Here is a 24,852-nt window from a genome sequence, read left to right as displayed (position 1 = left end):
CTCGTCCCTTACTTCGCAGCCGCGAGCTCGGCGGCCTTGTCGGCCGCGCCGTCCATGGTGTCCACGCGCTGGACCAGCGGGTGGTTGGCGTCGGAGAGGATCTTGCGACCCAGCTCGGCGTTGTTGCCGTCGAGGCGGACGACGAGGGGCTTGGTGACTTCCTCGCCCTTGTCCGCGAGCAGCTGCAGCGCCTGCACGATGCCGTTGGCGACCTCGTCGCACGCGGTGATGCCGCCGAAGACGTTGACGAAGACCGACTTGACGTCGGGGTCGCCCAGGATGATCTCCAGGCCGTTCGCCATCACGGCCGCGGACGCGCCGCCGCCGATGTCGAGGAAGTTGGCCGGCTTCACGCCGCCGTGGTTCTCACCGGCGTACGCGACGACGTCCAGGGTGCTCATGACGAGACCCGCGCCGTTGCCGATGATGCCGACCTCGCCGTCGAGCTTGACGTAGTTGAGGTTCTTCGCCTTGGCGGCGGCCTCGAGCGGGTTGGCGGAGTCGTGGTCGATCAGCGCCTCGTGCTCCGGCTGGCGGAACTCGGCGTTCTCGTCCAGCGAGACCTTGCCGTCGAGCGCGATGACACGGCCGTCGGCGACCTTCGCGAGGGGGTTGACCTCGACGAGGAGGGCGTCCTCCTTGACGAAGGTGTCCCACAGCGTCACCAGGATCTCGGCGACCTGCTCGGCGACGTCGGCCGGGAACTTCGCCTGCGCGACGATCTCACGGGCCTTCTCGATGGAGACGCCTTCGTTGGCGTTGACCGGGACCTTCGCGAGGGCCTCGGGGTTCTCCTCCGCGACGACCTCGATCTCCACGCCGCCCTGGACGGACGCCATGGCGAGGAAGGTGCGGTTGGTGCGGTCGAGGAGGTACGAGACGTAGTACTCCTCGACGATCTCGGGCGCGGTCTCGGCGATCATCACCTTGTGGACCGTGTGGCCCTTGATGTCCATGCCGAGGATGTCCGTCGCGCGCGCGACGGCCTCGTCCGGGGTGGCGGCGAGCTTCACGCCACCGGCCTTGCCGCGGCCGCCGACCTTCACCTGGGCCTTGACGACGGACTTGCCACCGAGCCGCTCGGTGGCTGCGCGGGCCGCCTCAGGCGTGTCGATGACTTCACCGGCCAGCACCGGTACATCGTGCTTGGCGAAGAGGTCCCTCGCCTGATACTCGAACAGGTCCACGCGCTTCCGTCCTCAGTGATATCGCGGTTCGTTGGATGCGTGGGCGTGCCGCGAAGGGCAACGTGACGTCCGCTGTCACAAGGGAGGCGCACACGGTGACCGAGCGCGCGGCATGTCCGTCTCGCAGGTTATCGCTGCTTGCAGGGGGCCCCTAAATCGAGGGTCACACCTGAGCGGTGATACCTGTCACATGATGCCGGATTTCGTGACACGGAGTGCCGTGGATGGGGCGTACGGGCAGGTCGTCCGGGCGGCTCATTCGGGATGGCCGTTCGGGCGGGGCCCCACCGGGTTGGGGTTGGCCCGGCGAGGCCCCATACCGCGAGGTGCGCTCCGGACAGACCGACGGCATTCGGCCGTCCGGGGTCACTGCCTCACGGAGTCGGTCACGGAAATGGAGACATAGCGACATTCCGGGCAGGTCAACTGCCGGAAGGGCCTGCCTAGCCTGGGAAAACGAGAACGTCCCGGTACCTGTCCCGGATCTCGGCGACATCGGCACACACGGCAACACCGGGCACGAAGCGCACGGGCACCCTGTCGCCCAATGTCACGGCCTGCACGTCACAGTGCCGCGAGCTGCCACTGTCCACGGCCTGCTGATCGCGCGGAGCGCCATCCGGAACGCCGTCGGGCGCCCGGTGGGCGGGAGCGGTCCTGACGGTCGGGGCATGACGTACGGCTGCGTGTCCTACGGCGCGGACCTCATCGGCAGGGGCGACGAAGCGCGGTCCGTACGGGACGCCCACACCTGCGCCTACCGTCATCTCGGCAGGCCTCGCATCCGTACGATGCCCAGCGCTCGAAGGCTGCGCCGATGCCGGAGCCCTGTGGGCTGGAGGCGCCTGCACTGGAGACACGGGCTGACTCGGCACTACGGGGACCGAGGGCACGATGGGCAGCGAGGGCAACGAAGGCGCCTTGGCCACCACCTCGGTCACCGTCTTCGCCACCACGTCACTCACGGGCCGCACGACCCGCTCCACGGCATCCGAGACCGGAGCCAGCCCCGGAGCCAGCCCCGGAGCCAGCCCCTGAGCGAGAACAGGAACCCGAACCGGAACCGGAACCGGTCTCACCACCGGAATCCCCGGCCTGCCGAGACTCACCGGCTTGCCCAGAACCCCATCGGCCGCCTGCGCCTGTCCCCCGCACAGCAACCCGAGCGCGAACAACCCACCTACCAGCACGGCCAGTTGAAGAGCACGCCGCCCAACCGCCGTACGCATCACGCGCAGGGCGGCACCGGGTATCGCGGCAGCTGGCCAGGTCATGAGCGCCGATCCTTGCACGGGCGGCTCGGGGACACACAACCCCCCTGTCCCTCAAGCCCGTTCATCACCGCCAGTGCCCGTTCGTCACGCGGTGTCCGGTATCGGCAACGGCCGCTTCTCGATCGCCGCCGCCATCACCTCCGGGAACAGGTCGGGCGTGCACGCGAACGCCGGCGCCCCCAACGCGGCCAGCGCGGCGGCGTGTTCGCGGTCGTAGGCGGGCGCGCCCTCGTCGGACAGCGCGAGCAGGGTCACGAACTGCACCCCCGACGCCTTCATCGCCGCGACCCGCTTGAGCATCTCGTTCCGTATCCCCCCTTCGTAGAGGTCGCTGATCAGCACGACCACCGTCTCGGCGGGCCGGGTGATCTGCGACTGGCAGTACGCGAGCGCCCTGTTGATGTCCGTACCGCCGCCGAGCTGTGTCCCGAAGAGCACGTCCACCGGGTCGTCGAGCTGGTCGGTGAGGTCGACGACCGCCGTGTCGAAGACGACGAGCCGGGTGTTGATCGACCGCATGGACGCCAGTACCGCTCCGAACACGGAGGCGTAGACGACGGACGCCGCCATCGACCCGGACTGGTCGATGCAGAGGATCACTTCCTTCTTCACGGACTGGGAAGCGCGCCCGTATCCGATCAGCCGCTCCGGCACGATCGTCCGGTACTCGGGCAGGTAGTTCTTGAGGTTGGCCGCGATCGTGCGGTTCCAGTCGATGTCGTGATGGCGCGGCCGGTTGATACGGGCGCTGCGGTCGAGGGCGCCGGTGAGGGTGGCCCGGGTGCGGGTGGCGAGCCGCTTCTCCAGGTCCTGGACCACCTTGCGCACCACTGCCCGCGCCGTCTCCTTCGTGGTCTCCGGCATCGCCTTGTTGAGGGAGAGCAGCGTGCCGACGAGGTGCACGTCGGCCTCCACCGCCTCCAGCATCTCCGGTTCGAGGAGCAGCGCGGACAGCCCGAGCCGGTCGATGGCGTCGCGCTGCATGACCTGGACGACGGAGGACGGGAAGTACGTCCGGATGTCCCCGAGCCAGCGCGCGACGGACGGCGCCGACGCCCCGAGCCCCGCCGAACGGTCCTTCGCCGCCCGCCCCTTGTCCCCCCTGCCGTACAGCGCGGCGAGCGCCCCGTCCATCGCGACGTCCCGCCCGGACAGCTCGCACCCGGTGCCGTCGGCCGCGTCACCCCCGAGCACCAGCCGCCACCGCCGCAACCGCTCCTGCCCCGGGTCCGCGACCCCGCCGACACCGACCGCCTCGGCCGTCATCCGCGCACCCCTTTACTCAGCCCTTCCCACAGCGGCACGACCCGCACGACCGTCGCCGGCCGCCCCGCGCCCCCACCGGCACCCCCGGCCAGTTGAGCCCTCTCCCCCGACTTCCTGATGCCCTGCCTGCCGTCGCTCTTCATCCGGCCACCCCCACAAGCTCGTTGTCCCCGTCGTTCACCACGTCGTCCAGCCCCAACAGCAGCCGCAGCACGGGCACCACCGCGTCCGCCCGCCCGGCGTCCAGCTCCGTCCCGAACCCGGGTATCCCGGCCGCCGTCGCCGCAGCGCCCACCTGCTTCCCCGGCCCGCGCCGCACCAACTCCCCGAGCGTTCTGCGCACCCCCGGCTCGTACGCCGAGAACGTGCGCCGCAGCAACGGCAGTACGTCGGTGAACGCCTCCGCCGGCACCCCGGTCAGCCACTCGTCCACCAGCGCGAGCAGCCGCTCGTCGTGCACAAGGAGCAACCCGCCCCCGCCACCGACGAACCCCTCGATCCACGCCGCCGCGTCCGCCGGCGGCGTCCCGGGCGAGAGCACCAGCCCCATCAACCTGGCCGCCTCGTCCGGCCCCAACTCCCCTTCGTCCAACAGGAGTCGCACGGCACGTCCCCGGATGACACCCGGCACGGTGTCCCGCGCGGAGAGGGTCCGCAGTACGGCCCGCCACCGGTCACGCAGGTCACCATGACCGCGCCCGGCCCCCGACGCATCGCCCAGTAGCGCCACCGCCCCGTGCACCGCGTCCACATGCCGCCGCATCTCCTCCGCGGCGTCCGCGTCGAGGGCCGCGCAGGCCGGAGGCAGGCCGACGAAGACGCGCTCGGCGAGGCCGGCCGCGACCTCCGTCAGCGCGCCGGTGTCGGTTCCGCGCACGTCGCCGTAGCGCAGCGAACGGACCAACGCGGGCAGTGCCTGGGCAAGATGGCCCACGTCCGTATCGAGGGCGGCGCGGTCGGCGAGGACCTTCATCACCACCGGGAGCGCGTCCGGCAGTTCGGCCAGCAGGCAGCGCTCGGCGAGCGCGGTGACGTCGGCGAGGCTCTGCGCCCCGATCGCGTCCGCCTCTGCCTTGGCGGTCGCCGCCGCGAGCACGGTGGTGCCCCACACCCCGGCCTCGGCGACCCGGACCGCCAACTCCGGTTCCCAGCGCAGCCGCCACGTCTCCCGGAACGTCCCCGTGCTCCCCCGCGAGACGGCCGGCTCGCCCCATTCGACACCGAGCAGCCTCAGCCGGTGCAGCAGCCTGCTGCGCCCGGCGTCGGTCTCCTTGCGCAGGTCGAGCTCCAACTCCCGCTCCAGCGCCTCCGGTTTGAGCCGCAGCCTGCGCTGCGACCGGTCGAGGTCGCGCTGCAGCGGCACGGCGGGCGCGCCCGGCGGCACCTCGCCCAGCACATCTCCGACGACGAGCCGGTCGTGCACCAGCGACAACGGCACGTCCGAGCCCTCGCACATCACCGCGCGCACCGCGTCGGTGGTCTCCCCGAGCCCCGCCAACGGCCGACCCCGCATCACCGCGAGCGTCTCCGCCAGTCGTACGGCCTCGATGACATGGGCCGGGGAGACGATCCGGTCCTCCTCCCGGAACAGTCCCGCGACCTTGGTCATCCACCGCTCGACCGGCCGGTCCGGCGCCCCGAAGAGGTGGCCGTACCAGCCCGGCGAGTCGATGCCCGCGCCGTACCCGCTGGCCCGGGACAGCCGGCGGTGTGTCCACGGCACCCACGTCAGATCGGCCTTGACCTTGGGCAGCCCCTTCAGCAGCGCACGGTCCGCCGCGACTGCCGTCCGCTGCCGCAGCGCGGGCACGTGCCAGGCCCCGCACACCACGGCCACGTCGTCCTCGAACTCCCGCTGTGCCGCCCGCACTTGGAGCCGCATGTACGCCTCCCGCACGAGATCCCGTTCGTGCCCGCCGACCCCGTACGTCTCCCGCAGCGCCCCCATCGCCTCCTCCAGCGCGGTGAACGGCGCGAACGCGTCCCGCTCCCCCGCACCCCGGTGCTCGACGACGTCCTCCCACCAGCGCTCGGGATCGTCGTACCCCGCGGCCTCGGCGAGCACGGCGAGAGGATCGACGCGGAGGTCCGGAGAGGAGGGACTGTCAGGGTCCGCCTGCTGCTCCTCGCCAGCGGGCTCGTCCTCGCCCTCCGTGTCCCTCCCCCACGCCAGCGTGTGCGTGGCCGGGAGGTCGATGAAGCGGGCCGGGACCTCGTGCTCCAGGGCCCAGCGGATCGCAACCCATTCCGGGGAGAACTCGGCCAGCGGCCAGAAGGCGGAGCGGCCGGGCTCGTCCACGGCGTGGGCGAGGAGCGCGACCGGCGGCCGCATGTCCTCGTCGGCGGCGAGCGGGATCAGCGCGTCGGCCTCCGGCGGCCCCTCGATCAGTACGACCCGTGGCCGGGCCGCCGCCAGCGCCGCCCGCACGGCCCGTGCCGAACCGGGCCCGTGATGCCGCACCCCTAGCAGCAGCGGACCGGCGCCCCGGCCGCCCTCAGTTCCTGTCACTTCGTCCCCCTCCCCTCCGGATCCGACTCCCGTGCCCACTCCCGTGCCAACTCCAAGTGGAGTCGTCGTCGACCAGCCCCCTGGAGTCGCTCACGCGCTCACCTCCCGGCACGCGCGGTAGAAGTCCTTCCAGCCGTCGCGCTCGCGGACGACCGCCTCCAGGTACTCCTGCCAGATGACCCGGTCGGCCGCCGGGTCGCGGACCACGGCGCCGAGAATGCCCGCGGCGACATCGCTCGGCCGCAGCAGTCCGTCGCCGAAGTGGGCCGCCAGGGCAAGCCCGTTGGTGACGACGGAGATCGCCTCGGCCGTCGACAGCGTGCCGCTGGGCGACTTCAGCTTCGTGCGCCCGTCCGCCGTGATCCCGTCGCGCAGTTCGCGGAAGACGGTCACCACCCGGCGGATCTCGTCGACGCCCTCGGGCACCGCCGGCAGGTCCAGGGAACGCCCGATCTGGTCGACGCGGCGCGCGACGATCTCGACCTCGGCGTCCGCGCTCTCCGGCAGCGGCAGCACCACCGTGTTGAAACGGCGGCGCAGAGCGCTGGAGAGGTCGTTGACCCCGCGGTCGCGGTCGTTGGCCGTGGCGATCAGGTTGAAGCCGCGGACCGCCTGCACCTCCTGCCCCAACTCCGGTATCGGCAGCGTCTTCTCGGACAGGATCGTGATCAGCGAGTCCTGCACGTCGGCCGGGACACGGGTCAGCTCCTCGACCCGCGCCGTCATCCCCTCCGCCATGGCCCGCATGACGGGACTGGGCACGAGGGCGTCGCGGCTCGGGCCGTTGGCGAGCAGCTGCGCGTAGTTCCAGCCGTAGCGGATCGCCTCCTCCGGGGTGCCGGCGGTGCCCTGCACGAGCAGGGTCGAGTCGCCGCTGACCGCCGCCGCGAGGTGTTCGGACACCCAGGTCTTCGCGGTGCCGGGCACGCCGAGCAGGAGCAGGGCGCGGTCGGTGGCGAGGGTGGTGACGGCGACCTCGACGATGCGGCGCGGGCCGACGTACTTCGGTGTGATCACCGTGCCGTCCGGCAGCGTGCCGCCGAGCAGATAGGTGGCGACCGCCCATGGCGACATCTTCCAGCGGACCGGGCGCGGCCGGTCGTCCTGCGCGGCCAGCGCGGCGAGTTCGTCGGCGAAGGCGTCCTCGGCGTGCGGCCGCAACGCCTCGCTCGACGGCTTCTCACTCGCCACCGCGGATGTGGACGGTGTGGGTTCTACGGACACAGTCATGGCTGAGGCCCCCTCCAACTCGGCCGGTTCGGATCTGGTGTCCACCGTGCACCACGCCACTGACAATCCGTTCCGACCTGCGGAAACGCGCTCGCGGACCGATCGCGAACCTAGTCGCCGACCCGATCGCGGGGCCGTCGCACAGCCGAGCACACAGCAGATCGCGGCACCGCCCGCACCAACCGGCCGCACCCCACCCGCCGCAGGATCACCCCGAACCCCCCACCACCGCCCCGCCACCTCGCCCGCCACCCACTCGCGGACCGATTGTCAGTGCCGGGATCTACCTTCGATGACATGACTCAGCAGGGGGTGCGCTGGACGGCTGACCAGGTGCTGGCACTGGCGCCTGACGCAGCGTCACGCAAAGCGGGAAGCAAGCTCGGGGCGGCGGGGCCGTGGTCCGAGGCGGGCAGTTCTGGCGAGGGGACGGTGTGGGGGCTGTGCAAGGGCAGTGGCAGCAAGCCGTATCAGACGGTCATCGACATCGCGGACACGGCGGGACCGGCGTACAAGTGCAGTTGTCCGAGCCGCAAGTTCCCGTGCAAACACGCGCTGGGACTGCTGCTGTTGTGGGCGGGCGGGGACGGTGCGGTGCCGTCGGGGCAGGCGCCGGACTGGGCCGAGCAGTGGCTGGCGGGACGGCGGAAGCGGACGGCGGAGAAACGGGCGGCGGACGCGTCCGGTTCCCCGGCCGCCGCTGATCCGGAGGCGGCGCGGCGCAGGGCGGAGCGCCGGGCCGAGCGGATCACCGCGGGCGCGGCGGAGTTGGAGCAGCGGCTGACGGACCTGCTGCGCACCGGCCTCGCCTCGGCGGAGCAGGCGGGGTACGGACTGTGGGAGGAGACCGCGGCCCGCATGGTCGACGCGCAGGCCCCCGGACTGGCCGCACGCGCAAGGGAGTTGGGGGCGATCCCGTCCTCGGGACCCGGTTGGCCCGTACGGCTGCTGGAGGAGTGCGCGCTGCTCCACCTCCTCGACCAGGCCTGGCTGCGCCGCGAGCGACTGCCCGACGACCTGGCGGCGACGGTCCGTTCCCGCATCGGCCTGCCCGGCTCGGCCGGCGGCCCACCGCTCCGCGACCACTGGCTGGTCCTCGCCCAGTACGACACGACGGACCCGAAACTGACGACCCGAAGAATATGGCTCCACGGCACGGACTCCGGCCGCACCAGCCTGCTCCTCGCCTACGGCGCCGCCGGCCGCGCCCCCGAGTTGGCGCTGCCGATGGGGCTGACCCTGGAGGCGGAGGTGTCCGCGTTCCCGGGCGCCGGGCAGCTCCGGGCGGCCCTGGGCGAGCAGTTCGCACCGCCCTCTCCTACGACGGCCCGACCGCGAGGCGTGACGACGGCGCAGGCCGCCGCCCGCTACGGGGAAGCGCTGCGGCACGACCCATGGCTGGACGCGGTCCCCGTGACGCTGGAGCGGGTCGTACCGACTCCCGACGGCGACTCCTGGCAACTGGCGGACGCCGACGCGGACTTGGCGCTCCCCCTCACCCCGGCCGCCCGTTCCCGCCCCGGTCTGTGGCGGCTCGTCGCGCTCTCCGGCGGCGCCCCGGTCAAGGTCTTCGGCGAACTGGGCCACCGCGGCTTCACCCCGCTGACGGCCTGGCCGGAGGGGCCGGGAGAGCCGGTGTCCCTGTGCTGAGCTCCCTCACCAACTCGACGGAAGGCACCGTATGAACAGCATCTCCGCTCCGGCGCCCACTGCGGGCGACTGGGAGGAACTCGTCACCACAGCACTGCTCGGCACGGACCGCCGTACGCCTCCGGGGTACGTGCCGGGCCCGGACGCACCCGTGGCACTGCTGGACGCGGCGGCCGTGGAGACCGTACGGCGGCGGGCGGGGCTGTGTGCGGCGCGGGCGGCCGAGCGTCCGGAGCCGGCCGCGCCCGACGGGCGTCCGGCGCTGCCCACGGCGGCGGCCCGCAGACTGGCGATGCTCCTGACCGACCGTCCCGGTACCGGCGGCGGGGGCCGTAGGGGCACCTCGCCGGATCTCATGGAGTTGCTGCCCCAGTGGCTCACGGCGGCGAACGCGCGTGGGTTCGCGGCACCCGTCCAGGCGCTGCCCGCGCTGCTGGACGCGGCCCGGGGGCGTACGGATCTGCGGCCGGCGGCGCTGGAGTTCGCGGGCCCGCGCGCGCTGTGGCTGGCCCGGCTGAACCCGGACTGGCGGTTCGCCCTGCGCGCGACACCGGGCGGCGGCACAGCGCTGCCGGACCTCGACGACCCGGACAGGGTCCAACAGCTGTGGCAGGAGGGGCTGTTCGCCGAACGCGTCGCCCTGCTCGCGGCGATACGCGCACACCGGCCCGCGGCCGCACGCGAGTTGCTCGTCACGACCTGGGCGACGGAGCGGGCGGAGGACAGACTCATGTTCCTGGACTCGCTGCGGATGGGTCTCACGGCCGAGGACGAGCCGTTCCTGGAACAGGCGTTGGCCGACCGGAGCCGCAACGTACGTGCCACGGCGGCGGAGTTGCTGTCGGCGCTCCCCGACTCGGCGCTCGCCGCGCGGATGGCGGTCCGGGCAGCTGCCTGCGTGGCCGTCGACCGCACGCGGGAGGAACCGGGGCTGGTCGTCGAGGCGCCGCACGAGTGCGATTCGGGCATGGAGCGGGACGGAGTGGTCGCCAAGGCTCCGGCGGGACGGGGTGAACGCTCGTGGTGGTTCGGCCAGTTGGTGGAGGCGACTCCGCTCGGGACCTGGGAGCGGCGGCTGGGCGGGCGTACGCCCGGGGAGATCGTGGCGCTTCCGGTGGCGGACGACTGGCGGAGCGAGTTGCACGCCGCGTGGTGCCGGGCGGCTGTGCGGCAGCGGAACGCCGAGTGGGCGCGAGTACTGCTGGGGACGCCGTCCGCGCCCGAGGCGGGTGGGCCGGGGGCGGTGTCCCTGGCCGAGCGCGCCAAGCTGCTGGGGACGCTCGGCGGGGGTGAACGGGCCGAGTGGGTGGCCGGGTTCATCGCGGCGCAGGGGCTGTCCGAGGCGTTTCAGCTGCTCGGGGTGTGTGCCGTGCCGTGGGCTGCGCCGCTTGGGCGGGCTGTCGTGGACGCGCTCAACATCGCGCGGGACGCGGGGAGTTATCCATGGAGTTTCAGTGGGGTGATGGGGCTGGCCGAGCGGTGTCTCGATCCGGGCGAGGCGAGCCGGCTCGACGGGTTGCTGGCGGTGCCGGACGAGTCGGAGGACGCGGCGCCGGGAGCCGGAGGCTATTGGGCGGAGGCGTTTCAGCGGCTGGTTACTACGTTGCGGTTGCGCGCGGCGATGGCGGAGGAGTTGGGGGCGCCGTAGAAGCGGCGGGGTTGGAGGCGCCGTAGAAGCTTGGGGGCTGCGCCCCCAAACCCCCCTTCGGCCTGAACGGCCTCGTCCTCAAACGCCGGACGGGCTGGACAATCACCCCCGCTGGAAAGTGAACCTACGCCCCGGCCGGCTGTCGCACGTTCTCCCGCACCCAGTCCACGATCGCCTGCGTCGTCGCCCCGGGGGTGAAGATCTCCGCGACGCCCTTCTCCTTCAGGGGGGCGATGTCCGCCTCGGGGATGATTCCGCCGCCGAAGACCAGGATGTCCTCCGCCTCGCGCTGCTTGAGGAGGTCGATCACCGCGGCGAAGAGGGTGTTGTGGGCGCCGGAGAGAATGGAGAGGCCGATCGCGTCGGCGTCCTCCTGGATCGCGGTGTCGACGATCTGCTCGGGGGTCTGGTGGAGGCCGGTGTAGATGACCTCCATACCGGCGTCGCGCAGCGCCCGCGCGATCACCTTGGCCCCGCGATCGTGGCCGTCGAGCCCCGGCTTGGCCACCACCACGCGGATCGGACCGGCTGCCACACCCATCACTGCCTCCATGAAGCGACTGCGTCCATCCCTACCGACGGGTACCGCGGTACCCGCGCCAGTGCGGGAAGTGAACGAACGTTATCTCCAGCATCCCGCAACCGGCAGTTTCGCGGCGGATACCGAGGGGGAAATCACACGATGGGACACGTTCGCCGCGCAGCGTTCCAGCGGGAACAAGCGCAACGGGAGCCGCAACGAGGTCGCCGCACCACCGCGCCGCAGGCCGCGCGACGTGGAGGTGCGGCGCATCGGCACACGCACGAAGGGCACGCCCCGCGTACCCCTCGCGCACCGTCGGTGACCCTCGCCGTGGCCTCCCACGAGGGCACACGGGGGACGGAGCTGTCGTTCCGTGTGCCGACAGGAGGTCGGCCATGAAGGTCACCGGGGCTGCGCTGCCCTTTCTCCCCCTCTGCCAGCGCCTGCTGCCCAGCAGGCTGGCGGGCCTCTCCCTGACCCTCCTGAAAGCGACCGCCCTGGAGATCGCGATCCTCGCGGGCCACCTTCTCCTCTATCCCTCCGGCATCGCCCAGGAACGCCGGGCGCCGCTTCCTCCGGCCCCCTCCCCGGAGGACGCGGCGCCGCTGCCGACCGAGGCGAAGCCTCCGGTGGTGCTGCTGCACGGGTTCATCGACAACCGCTCGGTCTTCGTGCTGCTGCGCCGTTCCCTGGCCGAGCACGGCCGCCGGCAGGTCGAGTCGCTCAACTACTCGCCGCTGACCTGCGACATCCGCACGGCGGCGGAGCTGCTGGGCCGGCACATCGAGGAGATCTGCGAGCGCACGGGCAGCAAGGAGGTGGACATCGTCGGGCACAGCCTCGGCGGGCTGATCGCGCGGTACTACGTGCAGCGGCTCGGCGGCGACCTGCGGGTCCGCACGCTCGTGACGCTCGGCACCCCGCACTCCGGGACCGCCGTCGCCCCGCTGGCCAACGCCCACCCGATCGTCCGCCAGATGCGGCCCGGCTCGGCGGTGATCGAGGAGCTGACCCGCCCGGCCCCCGGCTGCCGTACGCACTTCGTCAGTTTCTGGAGCGATCTGGACCACCTGATGGAGCCGCTGGAGACGGCCTGCATCGACCACCCCGACCTGATCGCACAGAACGTGCAGGTCAGCGGCATCGGCCATCTCGCTCTACCGGTCCACCCCGCCGTCGCGACCGGCATCCGCCAGGCCCTCGACACTCCGCGGACGGAAGCACATGCGGCCGCCCACCCCGCCACCCGCACCGGCGGCCTGACAGTGGCCTGACCGGGCACCGACAGCGGGCGCACAGCCCCCTGGATATCGCACGCTATTCGAACGCAAGGCCAAACCCGTGCCCGCCGTCCCCCGAAACACGGCCGAATGCCCGTTTCCGGCAGGCAGGAAACCTGACGAAGATTGTCGCGCCCGCATACTGCCGGGTACAGTCCACCGCACTGCTCTGCCAGCCCCTGTTGTCGAGGCGAAAGAGAAGTTGGTGAACGACCGTCACCCGTCGGGGACCATGACCACCCCGGCCCCGGCTTCCGATGCCACCTCGGCGCACTACGCGTCGTACGGCGGCCAGGACGCCCAGTACGGTGACTTCACCACGTACGGCGACCACACCGCCACGGGTTTTCATCCGGGCGCGGACGGCGGCCAGGCCACCGCGAGCTTCGCCACCGACCCCCTCTTCGGCGACATGTCGGGCCACGGCCACGACACCGGTTCGCAGGTCACCGGCGCCTACGACTCCTCGGCCTGGTCCTCAGGTGCCCAACACACCCTGAACTACGACCCGTACGCGGCCCAGCACCACGCCGCCTACGACACGGGCGCCTACGAGACCACCGCCTGGTCGGCCGACTACCAGCAGCTGTCCGCCATCCCGCCGCAGACCGCCGCCCCCGACATCAGCGGCCAGTGGGACGCGAACGCCTGGCTCCAGCCGGACCAGTCCACCGGTTCCGCCCCCGCCGACCAGACCCAGCACTGGCAATGGGGCACGCAGGCCTTCGACACGGGCGCCTACGACGCCACGCAGTGGAACGCCGACGGCAGCCCCGCCGAGGCGACCACGACCTTCGAGCAGGCGTCGTACGACGTGACGCACGAGGGCACGTACGACGAACCCGCCCCGGAAGACGGCGAGTTGACGGCCACCGGCGAGATGCCCGCCCTCGACGAGGCCGAGCCGGAACCGGACGGGCCCCAGACCCACCCCGAACTCCTCGAGGACCAGGAGGAGTTCACCCCGGCCCCGGCCGCCGCCTCGCGGGCCGCGTCCCGCAACGGGAGCCGGTCCCGGCGTCGTACGCCCCCGAAGCGCTCCGCGTTGATGACCATCGCCGTACCGTCCGCGTGTGTGATGGGTGTCGCCGGTATCGCCGCCGCGTCCGTCGGCACGCTGACCGGTGGCAGTGACACGACGGCCTCCGCGTCCGACACGACCTCGGTGAAGCCGTCCACCGCGAACAACAAGCTGGACGCCCAGATCAAGAGCCTGTCGGCCGGTGCCGACGACTTCGCCGACCGGGCCAGCCGGACGCAGGAACGTATCGACCTCAAGGCCCAGCAGGAGGCCGAGAAGAAGAAGGCCGCTGCGGAGGCCGCCCGCAAGGAGCGGCTGCGCCCCAAGTACGTGCTGCCGGTCACGCAGAAGGGCCTCAGCGCCTACTTCGGCCAGGCCGGCGTCAACTGGATGTCCGTGCACACGGGCATCGACTTCCCTGTCTCGTACGGCACGACGGTGATGGCCGCGACGGACGGCGTCGTCAGTACGAAGTGGAACAGCGCCTACGGCAACATGCTGATCCTCACGGAGAAGGACGGCACGCAGACCTGGTACTGCCACCTCTCCAGCTACCGGGTCGCTTCCGGTACGACGGTCAAGGCCGGCGACCCGATCGCGTACTCCGGGAACTCCGGCAACTCCACCGGACCGCACCTGCACTTCGAGGTGCGCCCTGCGGGCGGCGCGGCGATCGACCCGCTCCCGTGGCTTCGCAGCCACGGGCTCGACCCGACGTAAGCGCCCCAACTCCCTTCAGAACTACAGCTTTTCCACCGGCGCGTACCGCAGCAGCAGGCGCTTCGGCTTCGGCTCCCCGAAGTCGACCGTCGCCTCCGCGTTCGCCCCCGTGCCGTTCACACCGACGACCGTGCCGAGGCCGAACTGGTCGTGCGTGACCCGGTCACCGACGGCCAGGGACACGACCGGCTTCTCCGAGGTCCTGCGCGTGGCGAAGCCCGACGCACCCGACGCCGAGGAACGCGAACGGGACGAGGACAGCGAGGCCGCGATGCCCGAGGCCGGACCCGTGGACGGCGGAGCCGCCATGGCGCCGGTCCGCTTCCACTCCACGTGCGCCGCCGGGATCTCCTCCAGGAAGCGGGAGGGCGGGTTGTACGACGGCTGGCCCCAGGCGCTGCGCAGCGACGACCGCGTCAGATACAGGCGTTCACGCGCGCGCGTGATGCCCACATAGGCGAGGCGTCGCTCCTCCTCCAGCTCCTTGGCCTGGCCGAGGGCGCGCATGTGCGGGAAGACGCCGTCCTCCATGCCGGTGAGGAAGACGACCGGGAACTCGAGTCCCTTGGCCGTGTGCAGAGTCATGAGGGTGATGACTCCGGAGCCGTCCTCGTCCTCGTCGGGGATCTGGTCGGAGTCGGCGACCAGCGCGACCCGCTCCAGGAAAGCGGCGAGCCCGACGGGCGTCTCGCTCTCGCCGTCGCCTGAACTGTTCTCCTGCTCGAACTCCAGGGCCACGGCGGCGAGTTCCTGGAGGTTCTCGATGCGGGTCTCGTCCTGCGGGTCGGTGGAGGCCTGCAACTCGGCGAGATAGCCGGTGCGTTCGAGGATCGCCTCCAGGACCGTCGCCGGGCCCGCGCCGGACTCGACGATCGTACGGAGGTCCTCCATCAGCGTGTTGAACTTCTTGACCGCGTTCGTCGACCGCGCGGCCATGCCGTACGCCTCGTCGACGCGCTTCAACGCCTGCGGGAAGCTGATCTTCTCGCGCTGGGAGAGGGCGTCGATCATCGCCTCGGCGCGCTCGCCGATGCCGCGCTTGGGGACGTTGAGGATGCGGCGCAGCGGGACCGCGTCCTCCGGGTTGGCCAGCACGCGGAGGTAGGCCAGGACGTCCCGGACCTCCTTGCGCTCGTAGAAGCGGACACCGCCGACGACCTTGTAGGGCAGGCCTACGCGGATGAAGATCTCCTCGAAGACGCGGGACTGGGCGTTCGTCCGGTAGAAGACGGCGACGTCCGAGGCCTTCGCCTGGCCCGCGTCGGTGAGACGGTCTATCTCCTCGGCGACGAACTGCGCCTCGTCGTGCTCCGTGTCCGCGACATAGCCGGTGATCTGCGCGCCCGCGCCCGCGTTGGTCCACAGGTTCTTGGGGCGGCGGGACTCGTTGCGCTCGATGACCGCGTTGGCGGCGGAGAGGATCGTCTGTGTGGAGCGGTAGTTCTGCTCCAGGAGGATCGTCGTCGCGTTCGGGTAGTCCTCCTCGAACTGGAGGATGTTGCGGATCGTCGCACCCCGGAAGGCGTAGATCGACTGGTCGGCGTCACCCACGACGCACAACTCGGCGGGCGGCAGGTCGTGTTCGGCGGGCGGTACGTCCTCGTCGTGCGCGCCGGTACCGACCAGCTCACGCACCAGCGCGTACTGCGCGTGGTTGGTGTCCTGGTACTCGTCGACCATGACGTGGCGGAAGCGGCGGCGGTAGTGCTCGGCGACGTCCGGGAAGGCACGCAGCAGGTTGACCGTGGTCATGATCAGGTCGTCGAAGTCGAGGGCGTTGGCCTCGCGCAGCCGCGACTGGTACATCGCGTAGGCCTGGGCGACGGTCTTCTCGAAGCCGTCGGTGGCCTGGGCGGCGAAGTCCTCCTCGTCGATCAGCTCGTTCTTCAGATTGCTGATCTTGGCGCTGAAGGACTTCGGCGGGAAGCGCTTCGGGTCGAGGTCCAGGTCGCGGCAGACCAGGGCCATGAGGCGCTTGGAGTCGGCGGCGTCGTAGATCGAGAACGAGGACGTGAAGCCGAGCTTCTTCGACTCGCGGCGCAGGATGCGCACGCACGCGCTGTGGAAGGTCATCACCCACATCGCGTTGGCGCGCGGGCCGACGAGCTGTTCGACGCGCTCCTTCATCTCGCCCGCGGCCTTGTTGGTGAAGGTGATCGCGAGGATCTGGCCCGGGTGCACATTGCGCTCGCCGAGGAGGTAGGCGATGCGGTGGGTGAGCACGCGGGTCTTGCCGGAACCGGCGCCGGCCACGATGAGCAGCGGGGTGTCGGAGTGCACGACGGCCGCGCGCTGGTTCTCGTTCAGCCCGTCCAGGAGCGCGGCCGGGTCGACCGCGGGGCGTGGGGCGCCGTCGCGGTAGTAGGCGTCTCTGCTCGCGGGCACGTCGAACTTGCCGCCGAACAGGTCGTCCGGAACCGGCTCCGGTACGTGCTCGTCCTCGGGCGGTGGCGGAGGCTCTTCGTCATGGGCCCGAGGGGCCTGAAGATCCGCCAGGAAGCTGTCGTCAAAGAGGCTGCTCATCGCCCTCCGAGTTTAGAGCGCCCCACTGACAACCGACCGCCACCCCGAGAACTCGGCACATTTCACGGTCCAGAACCGTCTCGTCACGATCAGCGACGACCGGTCTCCCTCATGACGGAGGTCACGGAAACATGTCGGGCATATCGAACACCAACCTTCACACGAACCACACGAGTTGGTTAGCGTTCGATCAAGTTCCACGACCCCTCCGACATGAGATGGAGTCGCCTCCTTTGGCGTCGTCGCACCGCAAACCGCGTTCCGCGGGCAAGCGCATCGCAGGCATATGGACCCCCGCCGCCGACGACGGCAACCAGGCCCTCGGAGAGGTCGAGAAGAAGGTCGACGACCTCTACCGGCGGGCGGAGTCGGCGACCGAGAAACACAACACGGCCCAGGAGAGGGCGTCGAAGCAGCGCAAGCGCGTCGACTCCCGCCCGGACGACGCGACCGAGCTCGCGCGGAAGCTCAACTCCGCGCGGGAACGGCTGGGTTCGTTCGTCGCCGCGCAGTACCGCACCGGCGCCTCCGCCCCGGACGCCTCGACCTTCCAGCTCCCGGACACCCCGCAGGGCTACTTCGACCAGGCCCAGGTGATGAGCCGGCTGACCAACCGCCGGAAGGACACGGTCCATCAAGAGACGGACGCGGTTCGTCAAGAGACGGCCGAGAGTCTCCGGACCCCGGAGGACCCGCAGAGTGACCTGAGGACGGCCAAGGCCACCGTCCAGAAGAAGCTCTCCACCGCGCGCGAGTTGCTGGCGCGGCTGACCGCGCAGAACGCCCCTTCCGACTCCTCGTACGCCACCAAGGCCGCCAAGGCCGTCGCCTTCGCCCGCGCCCAGGTCGGCAAGCCGTACGTCTGGGGCGCCGCCGGCCCCGACTCGTACGACTGCTCAGGCCTCACCCAGGCCGCCTGGAGGGCCGCCTGCGTCACCCTCCCGCGCGCCATCACCGACCAGGTGAACGCCGGAACGACGGTGTCCCTGGCCGACGCCCAACCCGGTGACCTGGTCTTCTTCCACGACGACATCAGCCACGTCGGCGTCCACGTGGGCAACGACATGATGATCCACGCCCCGAAGCCCGGCGCCTACGTCCGCGAGGAGTCGATCCACTACGACGGCGCGGCGATCATCCACAGCGTGGTGCGGCCGGCCTGAGCCGAGTCCCCCCGGGGGGCACGCACGCGTGCAGGTGTTTTTGAACTCCACGCGCGCGTGGCCCGCCGTCGGCACCGGGACGGCTCCCTAGCATCGGGCCATGTCCGGTACCGGTACCTCCCGTTTCCGCGCCTGGTGGGCGCAGCGTCCGCCGGCGGCCGGAGCCGTCGTGATGGCGACTGCGATCATGTCGGTCGGCCTCCATCTCACGGGCTACGAGGTGCTGTCCCGTATCGCCTTCGCGGTGGCCTGCGCCTTCTGGCTGGGACTGGCCGGCGACTTCGTCGTACGGCTGCTGCGGGACCGGCAGCGGTGGCTCACGGAGGCCGGGACACCCGGCGCGCTGACCGCCGTGGCCGCGACCGCCGTACTCGGGACCCGGTTCTCCGTAGGAGGCTGGCAGACCGTCGCCGAGGCCCTGCTCGCACTGGCCACGGTGTTGTGGCCGGGGCTGCTCGTGCGGGTCGTCCGGAACTGGCAGGGGCGGATGCCGGGGACCGTGTTCCTCGGGTGTGTTGCCACCCAGTCGCTCGCGGTGCTGGGGGCCACGATCGCCGGCGCCGAGGCGGTGGCCTGGCTCGCGCACACGGCGCTGGTGCTGTTCTGGTTCGGGCTGGTCCTCTACGGGTTCGCCCTGGCCCGGTTCGAGTGGCGGCAGCTGATCACGGGAACCGGTGACCACTGGATCGTGGGCGGCGCGCTCGCCGTCTCGGCGCTTGCCGGTTCGAAGCTGATCGCCGCCGACAGCGCGCGCCTGTACCTGTGGAACTCCGACGACCGGGGCGTCCTGCGGGCCGTGACCGTGGCGCTGCTGGTGATCGACGTGGCCTGGTGCGTGGTCCTGATCGCCGCCGAGGTCGCCCGGCCGCGACTCCGTTTCGACGTGCGCCGCTGGTCGACGGTGTTCCCGCTGGGGATGACGGCGGCGACCATGCTGTCCGTGGGTACCGCCGTGGACGTGTCGTGGCTGCGGACGCCCGGAGAGGTGGTGCTGTGGATCGCGGTGGCGGCCTGGCTGGTGGTCGCCGCGGGGACGGTCCGGTTCTACCTCGCCGCCACGTCCGGGGTCACGTCCACAGGACCGCGATGAAGATGTTCACCATGGTGAGCCCGCCCACCAGCGCGAACTGGCTCTTGTCGACCGTCTCCTCGTCCCGCTTCACGTAGACGAGCCCGAGGATCACGATCAGCAGCGCGAGCTTGATGCCGATCTTGATGTTGTTGACGTGCTGATCGTCGGCCTGGTTGAGGCCGACCAGGATCGCGCCGGTGACCAGCATGGTCAGCGCGCCGTGCAGCATGCCGGGGACGAAGCGGGCCGTGCCCTGGCCCATCGCCTTCATCTGGGTGAGGAAACCGCCGAGCAGCGCCGCGATGCCGATGATGTGCAGGCCGACGAAGAGATGGATGAGTACGTCCATGGGGCCGGAGCCTAGTCAGGGGCTCGGGGGCCGACCGACACCGCCCCTCTGTAGCGGCTTCCTCAGCCGTAGCGGCTTCGTCGACCGTAGCGACTTCCTCGCCCTTGCATATATGCGCCCATAGCATCGCGTCGTCCCCGCCGCGCCGGAACCGCCTCATCGGTCAGCGCACCGCGTCAAGTCGGCGACCCCGGACCGGGATCACAGTCACTCATGGTCAATTCTCGATCACCTGACGTCAGTTCCGTACATGCGTTACCGGGCCGTCATCGTCAGGTTTAGCGTCCTCCACCAGGTGACCGGCTCCCCACCGCCGCCCGGACCAGGGGCGGCAGTCGGACACCACCGCCGAGAAGGTCCGGCGGCGGCCCGCTCCCCCTGTGCGGGCCGCCGCCGGACGCGCAACCGCCCGCTCCCCCGGCGGTCGTACGAAAGGACGTGCAGTCCACGTGGCAGCGCACCGCAAGCCCCGACAGCGCTCGCTCAGCGGCAATACAGCCCGGACGGCGGCCACGATCGCCCTGGCGGGCGCGGCGACGGCGACGGGTTTCGACGGAACCTCGCACGCCGAGCCGCAGCTGACACCGACGCAGGTCAAGGCCAAGGTGGACAAGCTGTACCAGGAGGCGGAGGTCGCGACCGAGAAGTACGACGGCGCGAAGGAGAAGGCGGACGCGGCCGAGAAGAAGCTGGGCACCCTGCGGGACGAGGCGGCACGGAAGACTGAGAAGCTCAACTCGGCACGGGAGGCCCTGGGTTACGTCGCCGCGGCGCAGTACCGCAGCGGCGGGATCGACCCCGCGGTGCAGCTCATGCTCTCCGACGACCCCGAACAGTATCTGGACGGCGCCGAGTTCGCCGACCGGGTGGGCCACCGGCAGACGGCGGCCGTCGCCCTCGTACGGCAACAGCTGCGCGAGATCGAGCAGTTGCGCGGCGCCGCCCACATCGAGCTGACCTCGCTGAAGTCACGGCAGGCCGAACTCGGCAGGCAGAAGAAGACCATCAACGGCAAGCTGGACCAGGCCCGCCGCCTGCTGTCGACGCTGCCTCCGCAGCAGCGGGCCCAGGTCGGCGAGGCGAGTGGCTCCGGCCGCGCGTCACGGTCGTCGACCACGGCACGGGGCGCCCTGGCCGCGCCCGGTTCCTCGGCCGCCGCGGCCGACGCCCCCAACTCCCGTGCCGCGGCGGCCGTTTCCTACGCCTACCAGAAGCTCGGCAGCCCCTACGTCTGGGGCGCGACGGGCCCCAACGCCTTCGACTGCTCGGGCCTCGTCCAGGCCGCCTACAGCTCCGCCGGGGTCTCCCTCCCCCGCACGACCTACGCCCAGATCAACGCCGGCCAGCGCGTCTCCCGGTCCGAACTGCGCCCCGGCGACCTGGTGTTCTTCTACTCGGGCATCAGCCACGTCGGCATCTACGTCGGCGACGGCCAGATGATCCACGCCCCGAACCCGACGGCTCCGGTGCGACTGGCGCCGATCGACGAGATGCCCTTCGCGGGGGCGACCCGGGTGGTGTGAGTCCCCAGGGGACCTCCCCGGGGCTCAGGTGAACTCCCTTACGGGTCATACCAGTCGGCGTGCCGTCGCCCACCGGGTCAGCTCGTGCCGGTTCGACAGCTGGAGCTTCCTCAGCACCGCCGAGACATGGGACTCGACCGTCTTCACCGAGATGAACAGCTGCTTGGCGATCTCCTTGTAGGCGTAGCCCCGCGCGATGAGGCGCAGCACCTCGCGCTCGCGCTGGGTGAGGCGGTCGAGATCCTCGTCGACCGGCGGGGCGTCGGTCGACGCGAACGCGTCGAGGACGAAGCCGGCCAGGCGCGGGGAGAAGACGGCGTCGCCCTCCTGGACCCGGAAGACGGAGTTGACGAGGTCCGTGCCGGTGATCGTCTTGGTGACGTAGCCGCGCGCACCCCCGCGGATCACCCCGATCACGTCCTCCGCCGCGTCCGACACGGACAGCGCGAGGAAGCGGACGGGCTGCTCGGCGTCGCTCATCAACGGGGCGCAGCGGCGCAGGACTTCGACCCCGCCGCCGCCCGGGAGGTGGACGTCGAGGAGGACCACCTCGGGGCGGGTCGCGGTGATGACCGTGACCGCCTGGTCGACGTCCGCGGCCTCGCCGACCACCTCGACGCCGGTCTCCTCGGTGCGGCCGATCTCGGCCTGGACTCCCGTGCGGAACATGCGGTGGTCGTCGACGAGGACCACGCGCACGTGACGCCCGCCCGCGCTCCCGCCGGTCGGTTCCGCCGGTTCGTTCGTCTCGGTCGCGTCGCTCATGACGTCTTCTCCGCCCTCTCCATCTCCAGCTCGACCTCGGTACCGCCGTCCGGCACCGCGCGCAGGCGTGCCGTGCCGCCGTGGCGCTCCATACGGCCGATGATCGATTCTCTGACGCCCATGCGGTCGGCGGGTATCGAGTCGAGGTCGAAGCCCGGTCCGCGGTCACGGACGGACACGAAGACCTTCTTCCCCTCCACCTCGGCGTAGACCTGCACGGCGCCGCCCTCGCCACCGTACTTGGCCGCGTTCACCATCGCTTCGCGCGCGGCCTGCATCTGGGCGCCGATTCCGTCGTCGAGTGGGCAGTCGCCGACGACGACGACCTCGATGGGGACGCCGTGCTTGTCCTCGACCTCCGCCGCACTGCGCCGCACGGCCTCGGCGAGGGTGTCGGGTTCGTCGGCCTCGTCCTTGCCGGTGCCCTCCGGTTTGTAGAGCCAGGCGCGAAGGTCGCGCTCCTGGGCGCGGGCCAGGCGGCGCACCTCGTTCGGGCTCTCCGCGTTGCGCTGGATCAGGGTCAGGGTGTGCAACACGGAGTCGTGGACATGGGCGGCGACCTCGGCGCGCTCCTGGGCGCGGATGCGCATCAGGCGCTCCTCGGACAGGTCCTGGGTCATCCGCACGAGATACGGGCCGGCGAGCAGGGTGATGCCGACGAGGACCGCGAGGGCCGCCTGGAGGACCGAGCCGAGGTGGTCGGCGGAGCCCTGCAGCACGAAGATCGCGGTGGCACCGGCGGTGACCAGCAGGACCCCGCCGCCGGCGCGCAGCAGGCTGAGCGTACGGCGGCGGCTGCCGACCTCTGCCCAGCGGGCGCGGCGGGCGTTGTCCGCCTGGCGCCAGACGAGGGCGACGCCCGCGCCGACGAGAACGACCGGGAAGAGGTAGGCCTTGGCGCCGCTGCCCAGATTCACATTGCCGACGAAGACCAGCGCCACGACGACCATGAGGAGCAGGGCGACGATCTGGCCCTTGTCCGGCTTGCGGGCGACGAGTCTGCGGCGGCCGTCGGGCGAGGTCTCGGTGGAGACGAGGGACGGGGGCCGCTGCCCGGCGACCCCGCCGACGCCGAGCGGCACGAAGAACCAGAACGAGGCGTACAACAACGCGCCGAGTCCGTCCGCGAGGAACAGCCCCACGAACACCAGCCGCACCCAGATCACCGGCAGCCCGAGATGCCCGGCGAGCCCCCGCGCCACACCACCGAGCCAGCGTCCGTCACTGCTGCGGTAGAGCTTGCGCGGCGGCCGCGGGTCCTCGACTGGCAATGCTGCGGCGTCCGGCATGCCACCGATGTTCACACGCCCCGCCGTTCCGGGCATCAGGGTGGACCCCCGAGACTCCCCTGATCTTCGAATACGGCGCGCCGCGGGGGCCTTTCGCGGTGTCGGGGTCGTCGTCGAACACTCCCCCGGTCCGGGTCGGGGCCGATTTCAGGGTTCGGCCAGGGTCGTCCCGACTGCCATCGGCGGCTCGCGGCGGGCAGCATGGACGCATGACAGATCACGAGCACGCCGCGACGGGTCCGGGACCCGGCTCCGGCCCGGGCCCGCAAGCGGGCGGCGGGCCGCGGGACGCCGTGCCCGGCGCGGGTGCCGGGTCGGCGCCGGGCACCGCGCCCGACGGCGCCACCGCGGTCGCGGCACCGCACCGGTTCCGGCGGGACCGGCGGTTCAAGGTGCTCGCGGGGGTGTGCGCGGGGCTCGGGCGGCAGTGCGACATGGACCCGGTGATCTTCCGGATCACCCTCGCGGTGCTCTCGGCGACGGGCGGCATCGGCCTCATCTTCTACGGCTTCGCCTGGCTCTTCGTCCCGTACGACGACGAGGAGGAGAACGAGGTCCGCAAGCTCTTCACCGGCCGCGTCGACGGCCAGGCCCTGGCGGCCGTGCTGTTCGCGCTGGTCGGCTGCGGTGTGTTCCTGTCGATGCTGAGCAATGCCAGCGTGCTCACCTTCGCCGTCGTCCTCTCCCTGCTGCTGGCCGGCGCGGGGTACTGGTCGCAGCAGCGCGGCGCCCCCGACCCCGACCCGCTGGCCGCGCAGGCCGTCGCCGACGCCCCGCCGGAGGCCCAGGCGCCGCCGGTGCCCGCCGCCTACCCCTCCTGGTGGCGCGATCCGATCGTCAAGGACGGCACACATGTCGGTGGCACCGGTTATCTGTGGGGCCCCGGCGACTCCCGCGACCGTGACATCACGGACGTGGTCGACATCCGCCTCGGCCCGTCGTACCCGCACTGGCGCGAGGACCAGCGCACCCCGCGCCCGACGGCCCCGAAGACGCGCGGTCCGCGCTGGATCGGCGGCTGGGTGTTCCTCCTCGCCCTGCTCGCGGGTGGCCTCGGCACCGCCGCGAACTGGCACGACCAGAAGCTCGGCACCAGCCTGCAGACGGGTCTGGCCTGTGCGCTCGTCGTGTTCGGCCTGGGGATCGCGGTCAGCGCGTTCCTGGGGCGTACGGGAGCGGGCTCGGTGTTCCTCGCGATCGTCACGGCCGGTCTGCTGGCCGCGTCGGCGGCGCTGCCCAAGGACCTCACCACCCATTGGGAACGCCTCACCTGGCAGCCCGCGGCGGTGGCAGACGTGCGGCAGAAGTACGACCTGGGGAACGGCGTGGGCACGCTCGACCTGACCCGGCTGCGGCTGACCAAGGGGCAGACGGTCGCGACGGACGCCGAGGTGGGTGTCGGGCAGTTGAAGGTGATCGTGCCGTCGGACGTGACGGTGAAGCTGAGTGTGGACGTGAACGTCGGGGACATCCAGTTGCCCGGCGACGACAAGAAGGACGTGGACGTGGAGCCGGGCAAGCACAAGCAGGTCACCCTGACCCCGGCGACGGGCGTCAAGAGCACCGGCACGCTGGATCTGGACCTCCACGTCGGCGTCGGACAGGCGGAGGTCAGCCGTGCTGCGTCATGAGTTCCAGCCCGGGAAGCTGGTCGCCGGTCTCTTCCTCGTCGCCGCGGGCGTGCTCTACGCCGGGGACGCGGGCGGGCTGTGGGTGACCGAGTGGTTCGCGGTGATCCCGCTGGTCACGGTCGGCCTGGTGCTGGCCGGCGTGGTGGCGGGCATCAACGGAGCGATCCGCAGACGCCGAGGGGCCGGCCGTAGGAACACGGCCGACCCTGGTCCTGAGATATCCGGCTGA

The 24,852-nt window shown here is 71.4% G+C and carries 19 protein-coding genes; 10 read left to right on the top strand and 9 right to left on the bottom strand.

Annotated features, from left to right (window positions below; translation table 11 throughout):
* Positions 1–8: 8 nt before the first annotated feature.
* Positions 9–1,187: an ADP-forming succinate--CoA ligase subunit beta gene (gene sucC, locus OO70_RS28000; RefSeq protein ID WP_043677044.1), complete on the bottom strand. Its 1,179-nt coding sequence runs from the start codon at positions 1,185–1,187 to the stop codon at positions 9–11.
* 894 nt (positions 1,188–2,081) lie between these two features.
* Here sucC and OO70_RS54740 point away from each other — a divergent pair.
* The gene (locus OO70_RS54740) at positions 2,082–2,225 is read left to right on the top strand and encodes a hypothetical protein (protein ID WP_158711523.1); all 144 of its coding nucleotides are present in this window, start codon (positions 2,082–2,084) and stop codon (positions 2,223–2,225) included.
* Between the two features lie 320 nt (positions 2,226–2,545).
* On the opposite strand, the gene OO70_RS27995 is transcribed toward OO70_RS54740, so the two are convergent.
* The 3 genes from OO70_RS27995 to OO70_RS27985 all read right to left on the bottom strand — a co-directional run bounded on the left by OO70_RS27995 (position 2,546) and on the right by OO70_RS27985 (position 7,466).
* Entirely contained in the window at positions 2,546–3,727 is a 1,182-nt protein-coding gene (locus OO70_RS27995) for a VWA domain-containing protein (protein ID WP_043677041.1), read from the bottom strand.
* Positions 3,728–3,866: 139 nt separating this feature from the next.
* The gene (locus tag OO70_RS27990) at positions 3,867–6,236 is read right to left on the bottom strand and encodes a DUF5682 family protein (RefSeq protein WP_043677040.1); all 2,370 of its coding nucleotides are present in this window, start codon (positions 6,234–6,236) and stop codon (positions 3,867–3,869) included.
* A gap of 90 nt (positions 6,237–6,326) precedes the next feature.
* Complete coding sequence (locus tag OO70_RS27985; protein ID WP_043677038.1) at positions 6,327–7,466, bottom strand: ATP-binding protein; 1,140 nt, start codon at positions 7,464–7,466, stop codon at positions 6,327–6,329.
* A gap of 297 nt (positions 7,467–7,763) precedes the next feature.
* Between OO70_RS27985 and OO70_RS27980 the strand changes: the two genes are divergently transcribed.
* Together OO70_RS27980 and OO70_RS27975 are read left to right on the top strand one after the other, a co-directional pair.
* A complete protein-coding gene (locus OO70_RS27980) occupies positions 7,764–9,116 on the top strand; it encodes an SWIM zinc finger family protein (protein ID WP_043677036.1) in 1,353 nt (450 codons plus the stop codon).
* A gap of 31 nt (positions 9,117–9,147) precedes the next feature.
* Complete coding sequence (locus tag OO70_RS27975) at positions 9,148–10,764, top strand: DUF5691 domain-containing protein (RefSeq protein ID WP_043677034.1); 1,617 nt, start codon at positions 9,148–9,150, stop codon at positions 10,762–10,764.
* Positions 10,765–10,888: 124 nt separating this feature from the next.
* On the opposite strand, the gene OO70_RS27970 is transcribed toward OO70_RS27975, so the two are convergent.
* Positions 10,889–11,305: a cobalamin B12-binding domain-containing protein gene (locus OO70_RS27970; protein WP_033280095.1), complete on the bottom strand. Its 417-nt coding sequence runs from the start codon at positions 11,303–11,305 to the stop codon at positions 10,889–10,891.
* A 377-nt stretch (positions 11,306–11,682) separates the two neighbouring features.
* Here OO70_RS27970 and OO70_RS27960 point away from each other — a divergent pair, with 377 nt between their 5' ends.
* A complete protein-coding gene (locus OO70_RS27960) occupies positions 11,683–12,561 on the top strand; it encodes an esterase/lipase family protein (protein ID WP_043677027.1) in 879 nt (292 codons plus the stop codon).
* A gap of 238 nt (positions 12,562–12,799) precedes the next feature.
* On the top strand, positions 12,800–14,308 hold the full coding sequence (locus tag OO70_RS27955) for a M23 family metallopeptidase (protein WP_051741675.1): 1,509 nt from the start codon (positions 12,800–12,802) through the stop codon (positions 14,306–14,308).
* Between the two features lie 21 nt (positions 14,309–14,329).
* Here the strand turns inward: OO70_RS27955 and pcrA are convergent, their stop codons facing one another.
* Positions 14,330–16,831 carry a DNA helicase PcrA gene (gene pcrA / locus OO70_RS27950; protein WP_043677020.1) on the bottom strand — a complete coding sequence of 834 codons (2,502 nt, stop codon included), beginning with the start codon at positions 16,829–16,831 and terminating at the stop codon, positions 14,330–14,332.
* 233 nt (positions 16,832–17,064) lie between these two features.
* On the opposite strand from pcrA, the gene OO70_RS27945 reads away from it, so the two are divergent.
* Together OO70_RS27945 and OO70_RS27940 are read left to right on the top strand one after the other, a co-directional pair.
* Positions 17,065–17,994, top strand: coding sequence for a C40 family peptidase (locus OO70_RS27945; RefSeq protein ID WP_234336934.1), 930 nt, complete (start codon positions 17,065–17,067; stop codon positions 17,992–17,994).
* Between the two features lie 100 nt (positions 17,995–18,094).
* A complete protein-coding gene (locus OO70_RS27940; RefSeq protein WP_043677014.1) occupies positions 18,095–19,084 on the top strand; it encodes a tellurite resistance/C4-dicarboxylate transporter family protein in 990 nt (329 codons plus the stop codon).
* Here OO70_RS27940 and OO70_RS27935 read toward each other — a convergent pair.
* Positions 19,062–19,415: a hypothetical protein gene (locus tag OO70_RS27935; RefSeq protein WP_019055618.1), complete on the bottom strand. Its 354-nt coding sequence runs from the start codon at positions 19,413–19,415 to the stop codon at positions 19,062–19,064. The two genes, OO70_RS27940 and OO70_RS27935, sit on opposite strands and share 23 nt — an antisense overlap.
* Before the next feature lie 449 nt (positions 19,416–19,864).
* Between OO70_RS27935 and OO70_RS27930 the strand changes: the two genes are divergently transcribed.
* Positions 19,865–20,938: a C40 family peptidase gene (locus OO70_RS27930; RefSeq protein ID WP_043677013.1), complete on the top strand. Its 1,074-nt coding sequence runs from the start codon at positions 19,865–19,867 to the stop codon at positions 20,936–20,938.
* A 45-nt stretch (positions 20,939–20,983) separates the two neighbouring features.
* On the opposite strand, the gene OO70_RS27925 is transcribed toward OO70_RS27930, so the two are convergent.
* Both OO70_RS27925 and OO70_RS27920 read right to left on the bottom strand, forming a co-directional pair.
* Entirely contained in the window at positions 20,984–21,703 is a 720-nt protein-coding gene (locus OO70_RS27925; RefSeq protein ID WP_019055616.1) for a LuxR C-terminal-related transcriptional regulator, read from the bottom strand.
* A complete protein-coding gene (locus tag OO70_RS27920; RefSeq protein WP_043677247.1) occupies positions 21,700–22,992 on the bottom strand; it encodes an ATP-binding protein in 1,293 nt (430 codons plus the stop codon). The genes OO70_RS27925 and OO70_RS27920 overlap by 4 nt, the downstream gene beginning before the upstream one ends.
* Positions 22,993–23,201: 209 nt before the next feature.
* Between OO70_RS27920 and OO70_RS27915 the strand changes: the two genes are divergently transcribed.
* The gene (locus OO70_RS27915) at positions 23,202–24,623 is read left to right on the top strand and encodes a PspC domain-containing protein (protein WP_043677010.1); all 1,422 of its coding nucleotides are present in this window, start codon (positions 23,202–23,204) and stop codon (positions 24,621–24,623) included.
* Complete coding sequence (locus tag OO70_RS27910) at positions 24,610–24,852, top strand: hypothetical protein (RefSeq protein WP_043677008.1); 243 nt, start codon at positions 24,610–24,612, stop codon at positions 24,850–24,852. The genes OO70_RS27915 and OO70_RS27910 overlap by 14 nt, the downstream gene beginning before the upstream one ends.

The sequence above is a fragment of the Streptomyces xylophagus genome, assembly GCF_000716435.1.
Lineage (GTDB): Bacteria > Actinomycetota > Actinomycetes > Streptomycetales > Streptomycetaceae > Streptomyces > Streptomyces xylophagus.
This window is presented reverse-complemented; position numbering and strand designations above follow the sequence as displayed.

Coding starts and splice junctions, on each gene's coding strand:
- OO70_RS27995 (WP_043677041.1), bottom strand. CDS start 3,727: ATGACGGCCGAGGCGGTCGGTGTCGGCGGGGTCGCGGACCCGGGGCAG.
- OO70_RS27940 (WP_043677014.1), top strand. CDS start 18,095: ATGTCCGGTACCGGTACCTCCCGTTTCCGCGCCTGGTGGGCGCAGCGT.
- OO70_RS27955 (WP_051741675.1), top strand. CDS start 12,800: ATGACCACCCCGGCCCCGGCTTCCGATGCCACCTCGGCGCACTACGCG.
- OO70_RS27925 (WP_019055616.1), bottom strand. CDS start 21,703: ATGAGCGACGCGACCGAGACGAACGAACCGGCGGAACCGACCGGCGGG.
- OO70_RS27970 (WP_033280095.1), bottom strand. CDS start 11,305: ATGGGTGTGGCAGCCGGTCCGATCCGCGTGGTGGTGGCCAAGCCGGGG.
- OO70_RS54740 (WP_158711523.1), top strand. CDS start 2,082: ATGGGCAGCGAGGGCAACGAAGGCGCCTTGGCCACCACCTCGGTCACC.
- OO70_RS27935 (WP_019055618.1), bottom strand. CDS start 19,415: ATGGACGTACTCATCCATCTCTTCGTCGGCCTGCACATCATCGGCATC.
- OO70_RS27975 (WP_043677034.1), top strand. CDS start 9,148: ATGAACAGCATCTCCGCTCCGGCGCCCACTGCGGGCGACTGGGAGGAA.
- OO70_RS27985 (WP_043677038.1), bottom strand. CDS start 7,466: ATGACTGTGTCCGTAGAACCCACACCGTCCACATCCGCGGTGGCGAGT.
- OO70_RS27915 (WP_043677010.1), top strand. CDS start 23,202: ATGACAGATCACGAGCACGCCGCGACGGGTCCGGGACCCGGCTCCGGC.
- OO70_RS27980 (WP_043677036.1), top strand. CDS start 7,764: ATGACTCAGCAGGGGGTGCGCTGGACGGCTGACCAGGTGCTGGCACTG.
- pcrA (WP_043677020.1), bottom strand. CDS start 16,831: ATGAGCAGCCTCTTTGACGACAGCTTCCTGGCGGATCTTCAGGCCCCT.
- OO70_RS27960 (WP_043677027.1), top strand. CDS start 11,683: ATGAAGGTCACCGGGGCTGCGCTGCCCTTTCTCCCCCTCTGCCAGCGC.
- OO70_RS27920 (WP_043677247.1), bottom strand. CDS start 22,992: ATGCCGGACGCCGCAGCATTGCCAGTCGAGGACCCGCGGCCGCCGCGC.